Raw genomic sequence first — 20,179 nt, forward strand, 5'->3', positions numbered from 1 at the left:
TGATCTAATCCTAGCCGCCGAAATGTAGGGTCGCAACCCGCGTGGCGCGGCGGCCTGAAGCCCACGCGTTAGATGACGGCCTACATTTGACTCCGTTGCCGATGGGTAACAACCTCCAGGTATTGTGGGATGACGGCGATCGCGTCGTCTGTCGGGCGCTGCGCGTGGGGGTAGGTGGCAGCCAGAACGTCCTGCTGGTGCGACCCGCCGGGGAGCATCCTTTACCTGCCGCCTTTGACCGCCTCGTTCACGCGTTTAGCCTGAGAGACGAACTTGATGGCGCGTGGGCGGCGCGGCCGCTGGACCTGGTGCGCGAAAGCGGCCAGACTCTGCTGGTGCTAGAGGACCCGGGCGGTGAACCGCTCGCACGTCTGCTTGGCGCTCCGATGGAGATGGGAGATTTTTTGCCGTTCGCTGTCGGCATCGCCGCAGCGCTAGGCAAGCTTCACCAGCGCGGCCTTGTCCATAAGGATCTCAAGCCCGCGCATATCCTCGTACATTGCACCGACGGACAGGTCCGACTCACCGGGTTCGGTCTTGCCTCCCGGTTGCCGCGCGAGCGGCAGGCGCCGGAACCGCCCGAGACGATCGCCGGCACGCTCGCTTATATGGCACCCGAGCAGACCGGCCGGATGAACCGCTCGATCGATTCGCGCAGCGACCTCTATGCGCTCGGCGTCACGCTTTACCAGATGCTGACTGGCGTGCTGCCGTTTACGGCCGCTGATGCCATGGAATGGGTGCACTGCCATATCGCCAGAAAGCCGGTGCCGCCGTATGAACTGGTCCAGACCGTCCCTGCTGCGGTCTCAGACATCGTCATGAAGCTGCTTGCCAAGACGGCCGAAGAGCGTTACCAGACGGCCGTCGGTGTTGAGCAGGATCTGCAACGTTGCCTCGCTGACTGGCAGCATCGGCACCGCATCGATGCTTTCGCGCTCGGCGAACACGACACGCCTGACCGGTTGATGATCCCGGAGAAGCTGTACGGGCGGGAGCGCGAGGTCGACACCCTGGTCGCCACGTTCGAGCGGATTGTTGGGAGCGGTCCGCCTGAGCTGGTGCTGGTCTCCGGCTACTCCGGCATCGGCAAATCCTCGGTCGTCAATGAACTGCATAAGGTGCTGGTGCCGCCGCGGGGGCTCTTCGCGTCCGGCAAGTTCGACCAGTACAAGCGCGACATCCCGTATTCTACGCTGGTCCAGGCATTTCAAGGCCTGGTGCGCCCGCTGCTCGGCAAGCCCGACACGGAGCTGGCGAGCTGGCGAGACGCTCTGCTAGTGGCGCTCGAGCATAATGCGCGGCTCATGACTGACCTCATCCCCGAACTGAAGCTGATCATCGGTGAGCCGCCACCCGTCCCAGAACTTGAGCCGCAACAGGCGCAACGCCGTTTCATGCTCGTGTTCCGGCGTTTCATCGGTGTTTTTGCGCGACCGGAACATCCTCTCGCGCTCTTTCTCGACGACCTGCAGTGGCTCGACACCGCGACACTCGACCTGCTCGAGGATCTGTTGGGAGACCCGGATTTACGGCACCTGATGCTGGTCGGCGCCTACCGTGACAACGAGGTCGATGCCACACATCCGCTGATGGGCAAGCTCCAGGCCATCAGGAACGCGGGCGTCAAGATCAATGAGATCGCGCTGGCGCCGCTCGCCCGTGAGCATATCAGTCAGTTAATCGCGGAAGCGCTTCACTGCGCGCCGGCGCGGATCGTATCCCTGGCGCAACTGGTCCATGAGAAGACGGGTGGCAATCCGTTCTTTGTCATCCAGTTTCTGCACGCGCTTGTCGAAGAAGATTTGCTCACCTTTGATCATGATGCGGGGCAGTGGTGCTGGGATCCGGGTCGCATCCATGCCAAGGGCTATACCGACAATGTCGTGGACCTGATGGTCGGCAAGCTGAGCCGGCTGCCGGCAGGGACGCTGCACGCGTTGCAGCAGCTTGCCGTTCTCGGGAACGTCGCCGGGATCGGGACCCTGTCGACGGTTCTCGGCGTCCCGGAGGCACAGGTGCACGCGGCGTTGTGGGAGGCGATGCGTCAGGAACTGGTCGAGCGGCTGGAGGGCGCCTACAGGTTTGTTCACGACCGGGTTCATGAAGCCGCCTATTCGCTGATCCCCGAAGCCTTGCGGACCTCGGCCCATCTGCGGATTGGGCGGCTGCTCGCCAAAGGGACGCCCCCGGATAAGCAGGAGGAGGTGATCTTCGAGCTCGTCGGTCAGCTCAATCGCGCGTCGGTGCTGATCACCGAACAAGAGGAGCGGGAGCAGCTGGCCGGGTTCAACCTGCTCGCTGGCCAGCGCGCCAAGGCGTCGACAGCCTATGTCTCGGCGCTCACCTATCTCGTCACCGGCGCCGAACTATTGAACGACGATTGCTGGGAGCGTCGGCATGAGCTGATCTTTGCGCTGGAACTGAACAGGGCCGAATGCGAATTCCTGACCGGCCAGTTACGGGTCGCAGACGAGCGCTTGGCGGCGCTATCGAATCGGGTCACGACCACGGTCGAAAGAGCCAGCGTCGCGTGCCTGCACACAGATGTCTGTACGACTCTCGATCAGAGCGACCGCGCGGTCGCCGTGTGCCTCGCCTACCTCCGGCATGTCGGCATCGAGTGGTCACCTCATCCGGACGACGAGGAGGTGCGATGGGAATATGAGCGCATCGCGACAGCGCTTGGGGACCGGACCATCGAGGAACTCATCGATTTACCGATGATGGAGGACGCGTCCTCGCTCGCGACCGTCGAGGTGCTGGGCAAGCTTTTCGCGCCTGCCTTGTTTATGGATGCGAACCTGGCTTCCCTGACGGCCTGCAAGGGGGTGAGTCTGAGCCTCGAGCGTGGCAACTGTGATGCTTCATGTATGCTCTATGCCAATGTCGGCAGATTCACCGGACCGCGTTTCGATGACTACGACGGCGGATTTCGATTCGGCCAGCTCGGCTGCCACCTCGTCGAACGACGTGGGCTAAGACGGTTCGAGGCGAGCACGTATCTTTGCTTCGCGAATTATGTCATGCGCTGGCTGAAACCAGTACGTGCTTGTCGCGATCTGCTGCGCAGTGCGTTCGAAGCGGCGAACAAGATTGGAGACATCGCGTATGGGTCCTACGCGTGCTGCAACCTCAACTCGGACCTGCTCTTCGCCGGCGAGCCGCTGCAAGAGGTGCAAGGCGAAGCCGAACACGGCCTTTCGTACGCCGGGAAGGTCCGGTTCGGTCTCGTCATTGACATTATCACCACACAACTCGCGCTGATCCGGATGCTTCGCGGCCTGACACCGACGTTCGGCTGCCTTGACGACGGGCAGTTCGATGAACTTGGCACTGAAACCCATCTGTCCAGCAACCCGTCCCTGGCAATAGCTGAGTGGTGGTATTGGACCCGGAAATTACAGGCGCGCTATCTCGCCGGCGACCATACGGCAGCCATGGGTGCTGCATCGAAGGCGCAACGGCTGCTCTCGACCAAATCCTCGTTAGTTGAGGAAGTCGAATATCACTTTTACGGCGCGCTGGCCCGGGTCGCCTGGTGCGAGTGCGCGCCGGCCGACGAGCGGCCACAACACCAGGACGCGCTCGCGGCACATTACCGGCAGCTTCAGATCTGGGCGCGATACTGCCCCGAGAATTTCGCGGACCGCGCCGCGCTGGTCGGTGCCGAGATCGCCCGGATCGAAGGTCGCGTAGCGGATGCCATGGAGTTGTACGAACAGGCCATCCGCTCGGCGCAGGACAGCGGCTTTGTCCACGGTGAGGCACTCGCCAACGAACTCGCGTCCCGCTTTTACGCGGCGCGCGGTTTCGGGAAGATTGCCCGTGTGTATCTGCGGGAGGCCCATTATGGCTATCTGCGTTGGGGCGCCGACGGGAAGGTGCGGCAACTCGAGGAGAAGTATCCATATCTGAGGGCGGAAGAGTGTGCGCCCGGGCCGACGACGACGATTTCAACGCCGGTCGAACACCTCGACCTTGCGACGGTGATCAAGGTGTCGCAGGCTGCCTCGGGCGAGATCGTCCTGGACAAGCTGATCGAAATGGTGATGCGCACAGCGATTGAACAGGCGGGTGCCGAACGGGGCGTGTTGATTCTCTCCGACGGCGGCGAAGAGCGGATAGCGGCGGAAGCAACAACCACTGGTGACGCGCCGCGGTTGGAGTTGCGAAATGTACCGGTCAGCAGCGAAATCCTTCCAGAATCGATCCTCTATCATGTTCTGCGCACCGGGGAGAACGTCTTTGTGGACGATGCCGCGGCTGAGTCCCCGTTCGCCGCAGATCCCTATATCCGTCAGCATCGCTCCCGTTCAATTCTCTGCTTCCCGTTGATGAATCAGGCGAAGCTCACCGGCGCGCTCTACCTCGAAAACAGTCTGACTGCCCGCGTGTTCAGCCCGGCCCGCATCGCCGTGCTGACGCTGTTGGCCTCGCAGGCTGCGATCTCGCTGGAGAACGCCCGTTTGTACCGCAATCTGGCCGAACGCGAAGCGAAGATCCGGCGCCTCGTCGACGCTAACATCATCGGGATCATCGTCTGGAATGTCGGTGGCCAGATTCTGGAGGCCAATGACGCTTTTCTTCGGATAGTAGGATACGAGCGTGAAGATCTGGTGTCAGGTCGGGTGCACTGGGGGGACCTGACGCCGCCAGAGTGGCGTGAGCGCGACGAACGGGCCCTGGCAGAGATCGGGGCGACGGGGCGCGCGCAGCCGTTCCAGAAGGAATACATCAGGAAGGACGGCAGCCGCGTGCCCGTCATGCTTGGTGCGACCGCATTCGAAGCAAGCCGGCAGCAAGGTGTCGCTTTCGTGCTCGATCTGAGTGAGCGCATGCAGGCAGAAGAAAAGGCCAGGGAGAGCGAGCGGCGCTATCGCGAGGTGCAGACGGAACTGGCTCACGCGAACCGTGTCGCGACCATGGGGCAGCTCACGGCTTCGATTGCACACGAAGTCAACCAGCCGATTGCCGCGACGGTGACCAATGCCCAGGCTGCGCTGCGTTGGCTGAATGCCCAGCCTCCGAACATTGACGAGGTAGGGCAGACGCTCAGGCAGATTGTCAAGGATGTGGGTCGAGCGGGGGACGTGCTAGGTCGGATCCGTAATCTGGTCAGGAAGGCGCCACCGCGCAGAGAGCCGGTGGACATCAACGAGGCCGTCCGCGAGATGATTGAACTCACGCGCGGCGAAGCCGCGAAGAGCGGCGCCTCCGTACAGACGCGACTCTCGGAGGGCTTGCCATTCATCGAAGCAGACCGCGTTGAACTACAGCAGGTGCTACTCAATCTGATCATGAACGCGCTAGAGGCGATGAGCGGCGTCAGCGATGGAGAGCGACAACTGGTTGTCAGTACAGAAGTCGAATCGAACTGTGTGCTCGTGACTGTGCGCGATTCTGGGCCTGGTTTTGGTCTTGGCGGCCCTGACGAGGCTTTTGCACCCTTCTACACCACGAAGTCCACCGGGTTGGGGATGGGGCTGTCGATCTGCCGTTCGATCATCGAAGGGCATCGGGGACGGTTATGGGCAAGCTCAAACGTGCCACGCGGCGCGGTGGTTCAATTCGCCATGCCAGCCCATCAAACGGCTCTGTCAAGCTCGAGTCGGTAGGTGGTACGCCAAAACGGGGCGCAGTTCGACCATCGGGGACCTAACGCGGATGTGTCGCGATAAGAGAAGTGAGACGCGTGCAATCCGGTATGAACAGGAATGCTTACATGATCAGCGAATAGAACTGCTCGGCCGCAGTTTTGATATCGCGCTCGTCCCGCACCTGTCCTTTGCGAATCATATGCATCAGCTCGATTCCGGACAGGATGATGCGCGCGCACCGGAAACTCTTGAACCCCGTCATCGGCTTGACGATGCGTGTGACGGCACGATGGTCCTGCTCGACGACATTGTTCAGGTACTTGTTCTGGCGGACCTTGATCGGCGTCCCCCGTTCGGTGTTGAGCGCTTCCAGCGCGGCCAGATTGGCGCCGCTCTTGTCCACGGTGATCGTTTCAGGCTCACCGTTGTGCGCTATCGCCTTCTCGAGGTAGCGGCGGGCAGCGGCCTTGTCCCGATGGGCGCGCAACAGGAAATCCACCGTGGCGCCCTCCTTGCGACAGCCCGGTACAAGTATTTCCAGTGGCCTCTGACCTTGAGTGGAGTAAGAAACAGGGCGTAGTCGAACTATTTCCCTGTTTCTCCTCCCCGAACCGGACTTGCACCTCTCAGCGCATCCGGCTCTCCATTGAGGTGTCGCTCATAGCAAAGGCAACATCAGCGTAGCGCGACTCGATGGTGCGGCGTGTCTCATCGCGCAATATGTACGGATTTTCAATGGGGGTTCGCCAAGTGAATCGCCCCTTGCGGCTGGTGACGAGGCGCCGAAGCGCCACTTCACCGTACCGACCCCGACTATCCAGGCCTTGCAGCACCCATGTCGTGGCCCTCCCCGGTTCAGGGGCCCGGATATGATCGCGCATTAGCGACCGGAAGCCACGCCGGTACTTGTGCGCAAGCCAATATCCTAGCTTCCAGAAGACGGTTCGGTCCAACCTGCTAAACAGGGTCGCCGTGTAGTCGGTGTACTGGTAGAAGGTTGCCCATCCCATCAGTTGCCGATTCAGGCTTTCCACCATATCCATCCGGTTCATGCTGTAATTGCTTGACAGCTGTTTGACCAGCCGCTCGGCAAAGCCCCGATACTTCTCCCACGGAATTGTCGTCACCGGTCGCATGCTGCCGCGTGGTCCGCGCTTGCGAATGATTCGATGGCCGAGGAAGACGAAACCGTCATTCACATGCGTGATATGGGTCTTCTCCATATTCAGCGTGAGCTTCAGCTTGCCTTCCAGGAACTCCCGACACGCTTCGCGTATTGCTTCGGCGTGCGCGCGGGTTCCTTTTACGACCACCACAAAGTCATCCGCATAACGACAGTAGGATACTGCTGGTTTCCACTGTCGATTTTCCCGCACAGCAATGGGCCGCTGTTTGAGAACAGCGAAGTTCCACGCCCACCGGTCCTTGCGTACCTTCTTGTTCAGGAAGTTCGTTTCCATCCACGCATCAAACTCATGCAACATGATGTTGGACAGCAGAGGCGAGATAACTCCGCCTTGAGGAACACCTTCACTAGCGGCACGGAATAGACCATGATCAACGCAGCCCGCCTTGATGAACTTCCAGAGCAGGGCAAGAAAGCGCTGATCGGCGATGCGCTTGCGGATCCCCTTCAGTAGCAGGCGGTGATGAACGGTGTCGAAGGAAGCCACGACAGACTACCCCATCCCACGACGTTCCTGAATCGGTCGTCATCACACGAGCAGGCCATCCATTCGAAGGCCAGCGCCTACAGGTCATCAGCCGACGGCAACGCGCCGGCCGATTACACCTTCTGCTGATCCTTCCCGACGAGTCCCGCGGACTTATTCCCATCGACTGGACCGACTTCCCAGCGTCCACAGCCGACGGCGTCACCATCGCCGCAGCTTCGCGAGCCGACGCCATCGGCTCACTCGCCGATCTTCTCCGCGCTCGCGCGATCATTGACGCTTTACTGCGCCAGACGGAACAGGAGAGCGACGATGCAACTGAACCTGCCCCTAGCGGACCTGCCGTCGGACGACGGCAGCCTATGGGAACAACTGGACCAAACGGCGCGCGACGCGGTGATCGACGCACTCGCTCGCGCAATCGCCAGGGTCGTGACGCAAAGCCGTCAGGGCCAGCGGGAGAACGATGATGAGTGAGGCCACCAGCAAGATTAGTCCCAGTCATTTGCAGCGCACCGCGTTCGTCTACATTCGCCAGTCCAGCGCCAACCAGGTTGAGAACAACCGTGAATCGACGCAACGCCAGTACGCGCTCGCCCAGCGAGCCACCGCCCTCGGCTGGCCCGAGCAGCACGTCTGCGTAGTTGACGACGACCTGGGGCTTTCGGGGGCCACTACGGCAAGCCGCGGCGGCTTCGCACGCATGACTGCCGAAGTCGCACTCGGGCACGCCGGCATCATTCTCGGGCTCGAAGTGTCACGCCTGGCGCGCAACAATTCTGACTGGTACCGGTTGCTCGACCTTTGCACCATGACCGATACGCTTATCGGCGACGCCGACGGCGTGTATAACCCGGCGCTTTTCAACGATCGCCTGCTTCTCGGCCTGAAGGGCACGATGAGCGAGGCCGAACTGCATACCCTGCGTGCGCGTCTCGATGGTGGCATCCGGAACAAGGCTGCGCGGGGCGAGCTGCGCCGAGGTCTGCCTACTGGAATGGTTTGGGGCGAGGCTGAAGGCGAGGTGCGACTGCATCCGGACGAAGCCGTTATCAGCGTGCTGCGTGCGGTGTTTGCCCGCTTTAGCGAGTTCGGCACAGCTCGCCGTGTCTGGCTATGGTTTCGCGCAGAGAACCTATCGTTCCCGCTGCAGCTCAACTACAGCACCCCTGAAGCGATCCGCTGGGTCGCACCTACCTACATCGCGATCTACAACGTGCTCACCAATCCGGTTTATGCTGGTGCCTACTGCTACGGCAAGAGCCGCAAAGAACGCTATGTCGACGAGCACGGTGTGCTCAAGACACGGATACGACACCTGCCTCAGTCGCAGTGGTCCGTGCTCATCCGCGATCACCATGAAGGTTACATCGATTGGGCAACCTACGAGACCAATCAAATGCGTCTGGCTACCAATACCAAGCCCCGCCCCCACGAAGCCGGCGGCGCCGTGAGAGAAGGTACCGCCTTGCTGCAAGGTCTGGCAACCTGTGGCCACTGCAGCCGCAAACTTGGAACTCACTATCGTGGAACCAACCAGACGCCTGGTTACCACTGCTCGAACAAAGGGATCGAGAATAGTCGCGGCGTCTACTGCCTTAACGTCGGCGGCCTGCAAATCGACGCGGCAGTTACTCAGGCCTTTCTCCATGCGGTTGAACCCGCAGGCCTTGAGGCTGCCGTACGCGCGGCTGAACGTCTCGAAGCTGATCATGATGCCGCGCTCGCGCAGTGGCGCCTGAGCGTTGAACGGGCGCAGTATGAAGCACAGCGTGCCGAGCGGCGATACCGTGCCGTGGATCCCGAGAACCGCCTCGTCGCACGCGGGCTCGAAACGCAATGGGAGAAGCAGTTGTACGAACTCGAGCAGGCACAGCAGGAGCTTGCCCGTCGTGAACAACTTCGTCCGCGAACATTGAGTGCTCAGGAACGACACAACCTGCTCTCGCTCGGCCAGGATCTCCAGCGGTTATGGGAGGCACCGAGCCTCGCCGTGCGCGACAGGAAGCAGTTGCTGCGCACGCTACTCGAGGAGGTTTCGATTACCGTCAATCGCGAACAATATCAGGCTCATCTGAAGCTGCGCTGGCGCGGTGGCAAGCTCACCGAATGCGATGTTGCACTACCTCGCTCGCGTCCTGCCACCATTCGCACCGACGAAGATACCCTGGCATTGGTACGTCGACTCGCGCAGCACTATCCCGATGCGACCATCGCAGGCATCCTCAACGCGCAAGGCCGTCTGAGCGCACAGGGCCTTCGTTTCAACCAGAACCTTGTTGGCAACCTGCGCCGTCACTGGAAGATTCCCTGCTTCGAACCACCGGCTGAACGGCCTGAAGGAGAACTGCTCAGCATTCGCCAGGCCGCCCGGGTACTGTGCACCGCACCGTCGACACTCCACCGCTGGGTCAACGCCGGCTTCATCGCTGGCGAGCATCCCACGACCGGCGCACCTTGGCGCATTCGCATCACGGAAGCGTTGCGTGGTCTCTTTGTTGATAGTACTCCTGATGGATACGTCGCCATGCAAGTCGCAACGCGACGACTTGGCGTTTCCCGTCAAACGGTGTTGCAGCGTGTAAAGCGCGGCGAACTCGACGCGGTACTGGTCCGTCGTGGACGAGCCAAAGGCTTACGTATCAAGGTCGTCAACGATCAGCCGGACTTCTTCGAACGCACTTCATGAACCAAGGGGCATTGCCATGAGAGATCCAAGTAGCTGGCGAGGTCGCCCTCGATGACCCAACGTCCCGCAGCACTCTGCTCATCTCCAGCCGTTAACTGAAGTCTCACCATGCGCACAGCGTGGTGTACGCTGCGGGCCGGTCTGAAGCCATGTGAAGCCGGGTGGAAATCACTCTCCCAGATCGGCTCCATCGCCATCAGCATGGCCCGTTGAACAATTCGATCCCGCAGACTCGGGATGCCGAGTGGCCTGAGCTTGCCGTTCGCTTTCGGGATGTACACGCGGCGCGCCGGTAGCGGACTATACGAGCCCGCCAACAGTTCGTCGCGTATCGTCGCCAGTTCATGCTGGAGATTCTCCTCCATCATGCGCTTGCTGACACCGTCCACACCCGGCGTGCGAGCTCCGCTGGAGGCCAGCGTAATGCGAGCCGCTTCACTCAGCCAAATCCTGTCGGCAATCAGTCTCAGAAGTCGATCGAACTTGCGTTCTTTGTCCTCCGTCGACCATGTCGCCAGTTTGCTTTGCATTTCACTGATTATCAAAGGTCTTCACCTCACTATGGTCAGTTAATCAACCCAGCAAACCACTTCAACTGCCTCCCTTCGCCATGTAACCGGCTTTCCCGGCCTCGGACTACTACAGAGGCTCCGCCAGCCTGCATATCATCGGGGGCACACTCCCTTGTCATTTATGCAAGCCTTCCCCAGTTCACATGCTGGACTCAACGCATGGGCGAGGTTGCCTATCGCAGTCTTTATCCTTGCTTGCCGCAAGTCGTCGCAGACACCACGGTCTAGCTGCGCGCTCTCCGTGGTTCCAGTTGGCCGGCATACATCTCCAGCCAGCGTTCGCGGCATCAGTCCATACGTGTGACCGGCGCCGATCCGCGTCCTGCCTCTTAAGCGGTGTAGGCAGGGGTGACGATTCAACCCTCAGATGCGTTTCAATAGGTTCGTGTCCCTCAACCGTCCCATGCTCAGCCTAGAAGCTCATCTTGGCGTAACCGCTTCGCCGCAAGCTCCGTTTCCCACGGACTTCGTCACCTTGCCAGTGTCAGCAAGTCACCGCCGCTTCGGCTCACTTTCTCTCGCAGCAGAGAAAGGGCATGTCCCGGTACTGCGACTTCAACTCCACCGGGTCCTGCATTCCAAACATGCTCAAGCAACTTCACCCCCATGTGGGCGGGCTACGTTGGCTGGGCGTACTGTAGGTCTCGTCCATGCGCCAGCTCTTGCCCACCGCGCGCTTGTTTCGTCGGAATGCCTTATCGAACAACGGCACGAGTTTGATGACCCAGCGGTGCACGCTCGAGTGATCCACCTCGGCTCCACGCTCGGCCATCATCTCCTCGAGATTACGCAGGCTCAACGAGTAAGCCACGTACCACCGAACACACCGCAGGATCACGTCCAAGGGATAGTGCAGTCGCTTCAGAACTTTGCCAATGCCTGCCGGCAGCGCCTTCCGTGCTGTCTTTGTTTTTGCCATCATGCTTCGTCGTGCGTTGCGGTTCGACAGATTCTACGGGATCGCGTTAGCGCGACAGAACCGACCCGCTTTCGGGTCCTCAGCGGCCATCCTGTCGCGGGGCGCAACTCTAAAGACACTGTTGCTGCAAATCCCTCCATTGAACTTTGCCGCTACCGGACCGCGGAAGGCTACCGATGAATTCGATGATTTGTGGGACTTTGTAAGCCGCCATTCGTGTTCGCGCCCATTCGATGATTTCCTGGGCGCTCGCGTTGACTCCAGCTCTCAGCACGACAAATGCTTTGACCGTTTCGCCAGTGCGCGGGTCGCGCGCCGCGACAACGCACGCCTCCTGTATCGCCGGATGCTCGAAAAGCACAGTTTCAACCTCGGCGGGTGACACCTTGTACCCGGAGACATTAACGAGCCGCTTCAGCCGGTCGATCATAAAGAAGTAGCCGTCTGCGTCGACGAAGCCTAGGTCTCCGGTTCGGAGATACCGTCGCCCATCAATTTCAACCAAGGTGTCACGGGTGGCCTCCGGACGCTTCCAGTAGCCTTCAAAGACCTGAGGTCCGTGAATGAGAATCTCGCCAGCCACACCCACGGCAACGGGCACAAGCGTTTGTGGATCGACGACCATTGATTCAGTGTCATGGATCGGTATGCCAAGACATTGCCGCTTGCAGTGCTCGGGCGGATTGATGTGGGTCGCTGATATCGTCTCGGACAGTCCATAGCCCTCCATGTAGGGGACGCCCAGACAGCGCTGTATCCGATCCGCCAGGGCCTTGGGCATCGCCGATCCGCCGCCCGAAAGGCATGCGAGCGAACGCAGATCGAAGCGCTCGAGATCGGGCTGACTCATGAAGTCGACCATCATTGTCGAGATCGCGATCCACATGGTTACGCTGTGCCTCTCAATCAATTGAGCAGCACAGCGGGGATCCCAGCGTGTCATCACAACCAACGTCGCGCCCGCGAGGAGCGCCACATTCATACATTGCTGCATTCCTGTCGCATGAAACATCGGCATTGAGCAAAGCACGACCGATTCCGGCAACAACTGGCACCATTGCGCCGAAGCGGCAACAACATGCATCGCGTTACGGTGCGCGTGCATGCAGCCCTTCGGGGCCGCAGTCGTGCCTGACGTGTAGAGAATGATCGCGAGGTCGTCAGACGATCCCTGATAAGGCGCTACCGGCTTGTCGGCACCAAGAGCGTCGTGCCAGCTTGTCGTGCTGAAAGCGCTCGCCGCAGTCCAGGCTTCGTGACGGACTGGGATATCGATGTTTTGAGTCAGTACCGGCGGCAGTGGCAGGTCGGTTACCGTGGTCAGGTAGTCCGCATAGTGCGCTACCACCGCATGGTTGACTATCTTGCCAAACAGCGGGGCAGCGACCGCATGCAGGTCGTCGCCAAGGATCATGACGGACGCTTCGCTGTCTTCGACAATATGTTGAAGTTCTGAAATGAGACTCATCGTATTGACCGGGACTACGACCGCCTCTGCACGGAGAATCGCGTAGAAAGCCACCACGAATTGTGGGCTGTTTTGCATGAAGAGCGCGACGCGGTCGCCCCGCACTACGCCGCATCGATGCTGCAGGAAGCCGGTCAGCGTGTCGACCTCGCGCCGCAACTGCGCGTAGCTCATCGCGGCGCCGTAAAAGTAGATCGCGGTTTTGTCGGGATAACGAGTGGAGGCCACCTCGAGGTTGTAGTAGAGCGACGTTTGTGGCGCGCTCAGATGTTGCGAGAGTCTGGCCGGCCAGAATGGTGATCGACTCACAATATCCCTCCATGGTGCGATCGGATACGTTAGCGGTTATCGCCGGGTACGAGGTGTCACGATAGCCGCGCCCCCTTCGCGACAAATCCGTTCGCGCAATCGCTGTCACGCTGGACGTAGCGCGCCGTTCCCCACCTGAGAACGAAGAAACGGAACGACGGCGCCCGCGACCGCTTCGGGATTATCGATGAACGGCCAGTGTCCGCTGTCGGGAAAGACCGGGACCTGGGCGCGCGGAAATACCTCCCGTTGCCGCTCGGCGTGGCTGAAGGGGATGTAGCAGAAACTGGATAGTGACAGTATAATACTGTGTATTCATACAGCATGGATCACGGATGACGATGGACGCGAAACTCGAAACCTGAGTTCGATTTCTTACCGCTTTTGTCCGGTGGCGGTCCAGCGCCGGGCAAATCAGCCCATTCCGCATCGTGACCGATGGAGCGTCCATGACAACACAAGCAGACAAGGCGCGGTCGTTTCACGCGCTTCACGAGGCAAGCGCGCCGTTCGTCATTCCCAACCCGTGGGACATCGGTTCCGCACGCCTGCTCGAAGCGCTCGGTTTCAAGGCGCTGGCGACGACGAGCGCGGGCTATGCGTTCTCACTCGGCCTGCCGGACAACGCCGTCGGCCGCGAGCAGACGATGCGCCATCTTGCAGAACTCGCGCCGTCGACGGATCTGCCCGTCAGCGCGGATCTCGAAAACGGCTTCGGCGACGCGCCGGAAGACGCGGCCGAGGCCATCCGGCAGGCGGCTGCGGCGGGTGTCGTCGGCGGTTCGATCGAGGACGCGACGGGCCGCGCCGGCGATCCCATTTACGTGCATGATCTCGCCGTCGAGCGCGTGCGCGCGGCGGTGGAAGCGGCGCGTGCGCTGCCGTTCCCGTTCACGCTGACGGCGCGCGCGGAGAACTATCTGGTCGGCCGCGCCGATCTCGCGGACACGATCCGCCGTCTGCAGGCGTTCCAGGAAGCGGGCGCCGACGTGCTCTATGCGCCGGGCCTGAGGACACGCGAGGACATCGCGGCCGTCGTCAGTTCCGTCGACCGGCCCGTCAACGTGCTGATGGGCATGGCGGGCATGCCGTTTTCCGTCGACGATCTCGCGCAGATGGGAGTCAGGCGCATCAGCGTCGGCGGGGCGCTCGCGTGTGCGGCGCTGGGCGCGATGCTGCGCGCCGCTCAGGAAATGCTCGGGCGCGGCACGTTCACTTACACGAACGAAGCAGCCTCGATGAAAGAGATTACCGATCTGTTCGCCGCCGTGCGCAAGACGGCTTGAGCCGATGCGAGCCTGACGGCGCGCGGCGGACCCGGTTATGGCGCCTGGACCTGTACGGGCGAGCCAGGCTTATCCGTCCCTTGGGGACGTGTCAGGAATTTCGTGTGCTGAGGTTGGTTAGAAGTCTCAGCTGATGGCGGCGGTGAATCAGTCTCAGCTGATGGCGGCGGTGAATCGCTCGCCGAACAGGATGGCGAACTGATTGACTGCTTGCCGCCAAGTGATAGGTGGCATCTTCCAATCCTTTTCAATGTTGCGCAAGGCCAAGTACAGCAGTTTGCTGGCGGCTTCGTCGCTGGGGAAGTGACCGCGGTTCTTGACGTTTTTGCGCAACTGCATGTGCATGCTTTCGATCGCATTGGTCGTGTATATGATCTTGCGCACTTCCGGCGGATAAGCGAAGAACGGGATGACCTGCGGATGTGTCGCGATCAGAGAAGTGAGACGCGTGCAATGCGGTATGAATAGGAATGCTTACATGATCAGCGAATAGAACTGCTCGGCCGCAGTTTTGATATCGCGCTCGTCCCGCATCTGTCTTTTGCGAATCATATGCATCAGCTCGATTCCGGACAGGATGATGCGCGCGCACCGGAAACTCTTGAACCCCGTCATCGGCTTGACGATGCGTTTGACGGCACGATGGTCCTGCTCGACGACATTGTTCAGGTACTTGTTCTGGCGGACCTTGATCGGCGTCCCCCGTTCGGTGTTGAGCGCTTCCAGCGCGGCCAGATTGGCGCCGCTCTTGTCCACGGTGATCGTTTCAGGCTCACCGTTGTGCGCTATCGCCTTCTCGAGGTAGCGGCGGGCAGCGGCCTTGTCCCGATGGGCGCGCAACAGGAAATCCACCGTGGCGCCCTCCTTGTCGACAGCCCGGTACAAGTATTTCCAGTGGCCTCTGACCTTGAGTGGAGTAAGAGACAGGGCGTAGTCGAACTATTTCCCTGCCTCTCCTCCCCGAACCGGACGTGCGCCTCTCAGCGCATCCGGCTCTCCGCTGAAGTGTCGTTCTAATCGAAGGCGACACCATGCCATCGTGCCACCAGTTTGCTTTGTATTTCACTGATTATCGAAGGTCTTCACCTCACTACAGTCAGTTAATCAACCAGGCAAACCACTTCAACTGCCTCCCTTCGCCATGTAGCCGGCTTTCCCGACCTCGGACTACTACGGAGGCTCCGCCAGCTTGCACATCATCGGGGGCACACTCCCTTAACATCTGTGCAAGCCTTCCCCAGTTCACATGCTGGACTCAAGCGCACGGGCGAGGCTGCCTGTCGCAGTCTTTATCCTTGCTGGCCGCAAGTCGTCGCGAATACCACGGCCTAGCTGCGCGCTCTCCATGGCTCCCTGCTGATGGGCCTGCATATCCAGTCAGCATTCGCGTTGCCGGGCCGTACATATGATCGGCAACAATCCGCGTCCTGCCTGTTAAGCGGTGTAGGCAGGGGTGACGATTCAACCCTCAGATGCGTTCAAACAGGTTCGTGTTCCTCAACCGTCCCATGCTCAGCCTGGAGGCTCATCTTGGCGTAACCGCTTCGCCGCAAGCCCCGTTTCCCACGGACTTCGTCACCTTGCCAGTGTCGGCAAGTCACCGCCGCTTCGGCTCACTTTCTCTCGCAGCAGAGAAAGGGCATACCCCGGTACCGCAACGACAACTTCTCCGGGTTTTTTGCATTCCAAACATGCTCAAGCAACTTCACCCCCGTGCAGGCAGGCTACGTTGGCTGGGCGTACTGTAGGTCTCGTCCATGCGCCAGCTCTTGCCCACCGCGCGCTTGTTTCGTCGGAATGCCTTATCGAACAACGGCACGAGTTTGATGACCCAGCGGTGCACGCTCGAGTGATCCACCTCGGCTCCACGCTCGGCCATCATCTCCTCGAGATTACGCAGGCTCAACGAGTAAGCCACGTACCACCGAACACACAGCAGGATCACGTCTAAGGGATAGGATAGTGCAGTCGCTTCAGAACTTTGCCAATGCCTGCCGGCAGCGCCTTCCGTGCTGTCTTTGTTTTTCCCATCAGGCTTCGTCGTGCGTTGCGCTTCGACAGATTCTACGGGATCGCGTTAGCGCGACAGAACCATACAGGCTTGGCGGAGGCTGCACATCACCTGCTTTCGCCAGACACAGTCAGAAAGATCAACATCGCACAAAAAATACCCGTCGCCGACAACCATATCATTAGGTCCATCAACTTGAGGAAACGCTCTTCAATAGATTCACGGCATGACGGCGCTGGCGTTTCTTTGGCCTTATATTGCCGCTTACCGTCCCACCCCAGATATTTGCGGAGACCGTGCATACTTGTCCCGTTTTGTGGTCTGAAGGTATTTGTAAGAGTGACAATAAGTAGTCGGCCGCCTGAGACAGAGGCCGATTGAAAATAACGCTACAGCAGTAGAACACTAGTCGACCACTTTCACGGCATAGGGTACACACATCGATGTAATAGACGCCGTGCTTTTACGCCGTAGCGATATTCGACCTGATGGGTAGCGCGGCATACGGGCTGTTTGTCGACGATAGATCGAGCTCATATTCGCGGGCTGGTTACCGCATTTCATCTTTCCATCACGGGGTTGCCTCACTCTTAATAAAGGAGATCACGCAGTCGCTTGCTCAAAAAAACCGAGGATTCTCTTCATCGTACGCGGTGCCGCGTTACCGATCAGACGGAACACGTCAGTTCTGCAATAGCGCCTCCGGAAATCAGTGAATGGAGAAGGGAGCTGCGCGAACGCTCAGGCTTGCTGCAGTCGCGTTCGGATGTCCCAGATGAAGCCGAGTAGCTCGCGGGCGATGGCTGCACACGTCTTGTTCTGGTGAAAGACCTCGAGTTCGCAGCCGGCGGAATCTGTGACAGAGCCGAAGCTGAGCTTTCCGCGCAATGTCAGAGTCGGAACCACGACGGTCCCGACGACCAGAACCAGTCCGAACAACGAAAGGTTATCGCGCCAAAGAGCACGAAGGGATCGCGAACGTGCAAACCAATGACACCGGAACGGAGACAACCGGAATTATCGTGGCGCGCCAGTTTTGTTGGAACAGATACACACCGCGCCTACCACCAGCGGAATGGCAACGCCGATAATTTTCGCGCGCCTCATTCCTTAGCAGGTTGTTGAAAAGCGCCTTGTCATGAAGACGGACGCAATGTTCGGGAGTGTTTCGCGTGCGATTTTCAGCTGAAATCCAGCTGCGTCAGTCAGTTTGTGCAGGCAACCCGCCTGTGCGGCGGTGCGGTGCAAAAGATGGCCACGAAATCCGGGGCGATTCATGCGCAACCAAATCGTCACGGGCGCGAAACATATGGCGAGTACAAGTCCGTACCATGATGAAACGTCCACCTTAGAACGGTGAAGGACGAGGACAGACGGACCTTGTTCGCGGCTAACGTTGGGATAGGTTACATTGCGCGTCACCGCGCGGTGCGTGAAATGAAGACGGACCGGTTTCCGCCAGCGGGCACGAAAGTGCGACCATCGAAGTATCTGAACAACCTGATTGAGCAGGATCATCGCAACAATGCAATGCTCGGCTTCAAACGCTTCCGGAATGCGGCCATTACGATAGCTGGCATTGAATTGATGCATCGCATACGAAAGGTCAGTTCGATCTTTCACGGTTGCGGCTCAAAGATACCATTATGTCCGCTGCTTGAATGGCCGTCCTTTCGGCACGCTGATGCAACAATGAATCGCCCGTTTTTCGCTCGCGAGCAGCAATTTGCACCACAGCCCAAAAAATCAGTCGACAGCTTTCTGATCGTCGTCACACCTGCAGTTGTACCATTCCACTCTTGACCATGCCGCGTGCGCGGCATGGTTGAAAGGGTAGGCGATACATAGGATTCGATCTCTGCACGCCTGAACTGACATGGCCCAGTCCCGCGATGGTTTTTTGACCCTTCTGGCCGCTCCAGCGAATCGATATCGTGTGTGGGATGCAGCCTGGGCGCGCGTCTTCGACGTCATGAAGGGTCGGCCCGGGAGTGTGCGCGCCGCCCGGATTTCCTGACGCCGTATGTGCGTTACGCGTTCAGTTCGATCGCACTGAAGCGTCGCGGTTCGGTGCTCCAGAAGGGACTCGTGCGCGACGTCGAAGCCGTCGAAGCCCTGCTTGGCGGTGACTTAGGTACCGAGTTCGTGCGACTTCGCGGTGCGGTATCTGTGGTGGATGGCGTCGAACTTCATGTGCTGATGTCTTGGCCTCCGGTGCCGCGGCTTGCTGGGATCAACGCAATCCTGATTGATCAAGCTGTCAATCGGCGCGAACAGGAGCGGTTGCTGCGTCTGTCAAGCACGGACGGCAGTACCGGACCGCTCAAACTGTGCCGGCTTTATAAACGCATCGAACAGGCGCTAGCAAATATCGTGTTCCCAGCAACTGCTCTGGCAATGCGAGAGAACTTGGACGGCGTATGACAACGCAACACTTGGAATAAGCGGTACCAGGTACGCGTTAGGATCACGCGCTGCCCGTTTAATGGTCTTCGGTTAATACCAACCTGGTCGAGTCAAAAATGTCAACGGCAGATGAAGAGATGAAGTTCCGAGATTGTCTCCCGTTGTATATAGGATGTGAGCCGCAGTTTGATGATCTGAATGGATATTGTCGCCGCCCGGTGGTTGAGATGGAGTCTCATGCACGGGCCTTTTACGAGAGCATTTGCCGGCGGCGGACCGTGCGTGAGTTTTCGGCGGACCCGGTGCCTGACGAGGTGATTCGACTCGCATTGCGAGCAGCCGCTACGGCGCCCTCGGGCGCCAATCTTCAGCCATGGCATTTTGCGGTTGTGAAAGATCCGGCTTTGAAACGACGTATAAGAGTGGCCGCTGAAGAGGAAGAAAAGGCTTTCTATGAAAGTGGAGCGCCGCAGGAATGGCTGGATACGTTGAAGCCGCTAGGTTCAGACGAAAGCAAGCCCTTTTTGGAGATTGCGCCCGTTCTGATAGCAGTGTTTTCCGTTAATCATACCAGCTTGGATGATGGTCGACGTATCAAACATTACTACGTTCCGCACTCAACTGGTATCGCGACGGGATTTTTGATCGCCGCTCTGCACGAGGCAGGCTTAGCGACTCTGACACATACGCCCAGTCCAATGGGATTTCTTAACGATATCTGTCAAAGGCCGGCCTGGGAAAGGCCCTTTTTGCTTTTGGTTACGGGATTCCCTGCCGACGGTTGCACTGTGCCCCGCTTCGGTGGCATGAAAAAAACGGAGGAGGAGTTCTCAAGCTGGCTATGCTGATTGCGATCGCGGCGTGGGCTGCCCGTTAAGTTACCTCTGCACGATGCGTCGGGAAGAAATGTGCTCCGTCAACGGCGTCTTCGCAGATAGATAGCGTCACATTCCCGACCGCGTGCCGAGCGATTCATGGTACAGAAGACATATTCATTCTTGGTCCTTTCCCGTGACTTTCCGGAAAAATAAAATCCCACCGTCGAAAGCAGAAACACCCCACCGTCAAAGGTAGAAATCAACAGCTCTCGGGCGGCGGTCTCAGGATACGAGCCATGCAGCATGGGACCACTGCGATGGAAAGCGGGGTCGGGCTGCCTTTGGGTGACAACACATTGAAGGCTGGCGTTGAAGAGCAAACTGGATTGAGGACAAGCATGTTGAGTCTTGGCCTTCTTCACGCTCGT

The 20,179-nt window shown here is 59.5% G+C and carries 9 protein-coding genes and 9 pseudogenes; 8 read left to right on the plus strand and 10 right to left on the minus strand.

Annotated elements, in window-relative coordinates; genetic code table 11:
* The first annotated feature begins 101 nt into the window (after positions 1-101).
* The gene (locus tag HDG33_RS18730) at positions 102-5,618 is read left to right on the plus strand and encodes an AAA family ATPase (protein ID WP_184032069.1); all 5,517 of its coding nucleotides are present in this window, start codon (positions 102-104) and stop codon (positions 5,616-5,618) included.
* A gap of 103 nt (positions 5,619-5,721) precedes the next feature.
* Here the strand turns inward: HDG33_RS18730 and HDG33_RS18735 are convergent.
* Positions 5,722-6,164: pseudogene (locus HDG33_RS18735) on the minus strand (IS6 family transposase); the annotation flags it as partial.
* A gap of 62 nt (positions 6,165-6,226) precedes the next feature.
* A pseudogene (locus HDG33_RS38075) lies at positions 6,227-7,264 on the minus strand (reverse transcriptase domain-containing protein); the annotation flags it as partial.
* A 50-nt stretch (positions 7,265-7,314) separates the two neighbouring features.
* On the opposite strand from HDG33_RS38075, the pseudogene HDG33_RS38295 reads away from it, so the two are divergent.
* The 3 genes and pseudogenes from HDG33_RS38295 to HDG33_RS18750 all read left to right on the plus strand — a co-directional run.
* Positions 7,315-7,542, plus strand: a pseudogene (locus tag HDG33_RS38295) (DUF5372 family protein); the annotation flags it as partial.
* A 43-nt stretch (positions 7,543-7,585) separates the two neighbouring features.
* A complete protein-coding gene (locus HDG33_RS37455; protein ID WP_244144848.1) occupies positions 7,586-7,750 on the plus strand; it encodes a hypothetical protein in 165 nt (54 codons plus the stop codon).
* A complete protein-coding gene (locus HDG33_RS18750) occupies positions 7,743-9,962 on the plus strand; it encodes a recombinase family protein (protein WP_184032070.1) in 2,220 nt (739 codons plus the stop codon). The genes HDG33_RS37455 and HDG33_RS18750 overlap by 8 nt, the downstream gene beginning before the upstream one ends.
* On the opposite strand, the pseudogene HDG33_RS18755 reads toward HDG33_RS18750, so the two are convergent.
* The 3 genes and pseudogenes from HDG33_RS18755 to HDG33_RS18765 form a co-directional block, all read right to left on the minus strand.
* Positions 9,938-10,507: pseudogene (locus tag HDG33_RS18755) on the minus strand (reverse transcriptase domain-containing protein); the annotation flags it as partial. The gene HDG33_RS18750 and the pseudogene HDG33_RS18755 overlap by 25 nt on opposite strands.
* A gap of 664 nt (positions 10,508-11,171) precedes the next feature.
* Positions 11,172-11,453 (minus strand): annotated as a pseudogene (locus HDG33_RS18760) (IS6 family transposase); the annotation flags it as partial.
* Between the two features lie 109 nt (positions 11,454-11,562).
* On the minus strand, positions 11,563-13,230 hold the full coding sequence (locus HDG33_RS18765; RefSeq protein WP_311548343.1) for a long-chain-fatty-acid--CoA ligase: 1,668 nt from the start codon (positions 13,228-13,230) through the stop codon (positions 11,563-11,565).
* 449 nt (positions 13,231-13,679) lie between these two features.
* Between HDG33_RS18765 and HDG33_RS18770 the strand changes: the two genes are divergently transcribed.
* A complete protein-coding gene (locus HDG33_RS18770; protein ID WP_184032072.1) occupies positions 13,680-14,516 on the plus strand; it encodes an isocitrate lyase/phosphoenolpyruvate mutase family protein in 837 nt (278 codons plus the stop codon).
* A gap of 153 nt (positions 14,517-14,669) precedes the next feature.
* On the opposite strand, the pseudogene HDG33_RS18775 reads toward HDG33_RS18770, so the two are convergent.
* The 4 genes and pseudogenes from HDG33_RS18775 to HDG33_RS38300 all read right to left on the minus strand — a co-directional run.
* Positions 14,670-14,933 (minus strand): annotated as a pseudogene (locus HDG33_RS18775) (transposase); the annotation flags it as partial.
* A 57-nt stretch (positions 14,934-14,990) separates the two neighbouring features.
* Positions 14,991-15,434 (minus strand): annotated as a pseudogene (locus HDG33_RS18780) (IS6 family transposase); the annotation flags it as partial.
* Between the two features lie 826 nt (positions 15,435-16,260).
* Positions 16,261-16,547: pseudogene (locus tag HDG33_RS18785) on the minus strand (IS6 family transposase); the annotation flags it as partial.
* A 926-nt stretch (positions 16,548-17,473) separates the two neighbouring features.
* Complete coding sequence (locus HDG33_RS38300) at positions 17,474-17,581, minus strand: efflux RND transporter permease subunit (protein ID WP_184032073.1); 108 nt, start codon at positions 17,579-17,581, stop codon at positions 17,474-17,476.
* Positions 17,582-18,000: 419 nt separating this feature from the next.
* Between HDG33_RS38300 and HDG33_RS38305 the strand changes: the two are divergent.
* The 3 genes and pseudogenes from HDG33_RS38305 to HDG33_RS18805 form a co-directional block, all read left to right on the plus strand.
* Positions 18,001-18,188 (plus strand): annotated as a pseudogene (locus tag HDG33_RS38305) (DDE-type integrase/transposase/recombinase); the annotation flags it as partial.
* Positions 18,189-18,552: 364 nt separating this feature from the next.
* Positions 18,553-18,951: a hypothetical protein gene (locus tag HDG33_RS18800; RefSeq protein WP_221311468.1), complete on the plus strand. Its 399-nt coding sequence runs from the start codon at positions 18,553-18,555 to the stop codon at positions 18,949-18,951.
* 98 nt (positions 18,952-19,049) lie between these two features.
* Positions 19,050-19,781, plus strand: coding sequence for a nitroreductase family protein (locus HDG33_RS18805; RefSeq protein ID WP_260330490.1), 732 nt, complete (start codon positions 19,050-19,052; stop codon positions 19,779-19,781).
* A gap of 68 nt (positions 19,782-19,849) precedes the next feature.
* Here the strand turns inward: HDG33_RS18805 and HDG33_RS18810 are convergent, their stop codons facing one another.
* Entirely contained in the window at positions 19,850-20,173 is a 324-nt protein-coding gene (locus HDG33_RS18810; RefSeq protein ID WP_184032075.1) for a hypothetical protein, read from the minus strand.
* Positions 20,174-20,179: the final 6 nt, after the last annotated feature.

The organism is Paraburkholderia sp. Cpub6, from assembly GCF_014201065.1.
GTDB classification, from domain to species: Bacteria; Pseudomonadota; Gammaproteobacteria; order Burkholderiales; family Burkholderiaceae; genus Paraburkholderia; species Paraburkholderia tuberum.

Bases quoted from the DNA above. Each gene is read 5' to 3' on its own strand.
- HDG33_RS18730 (WP_184032069.1), top strand. From the start codon at position 102: ATGGGTAACAACCTCCAGGTATTGTGGGATGACGGCGATCGCGTCGTC.
- HDG33_RS37455 (WP_244144848.1), top strand. From the start codon at position 7,586: ATGCAACTGAACCTGCCCCTAGCGGACCTGCCGTCGGACGACGGCAGC.
- HDG33_RS18750 (WP_184032070.1), top strand. From the start codon at position 7,743: ATGAGTGAGGCCACCAGCAAGATTAGTCCCAGTCATTTGCAGCGCACC.
- HDG33_RS18770 (WP_184032072.1), top strand. From the start codon at position 13,680: ATGACAACACAAGCAGACAAGGCGCGGTCGTTTCACGCGCTTCACGAG.
- HDG33_RS18805 (WP_260330490.1), top strand. From the start codon at position 19,050: ATGTCAACGGCAGATGAAGAGATGAAGTTCCGAGATTGTCTCCCGTTG.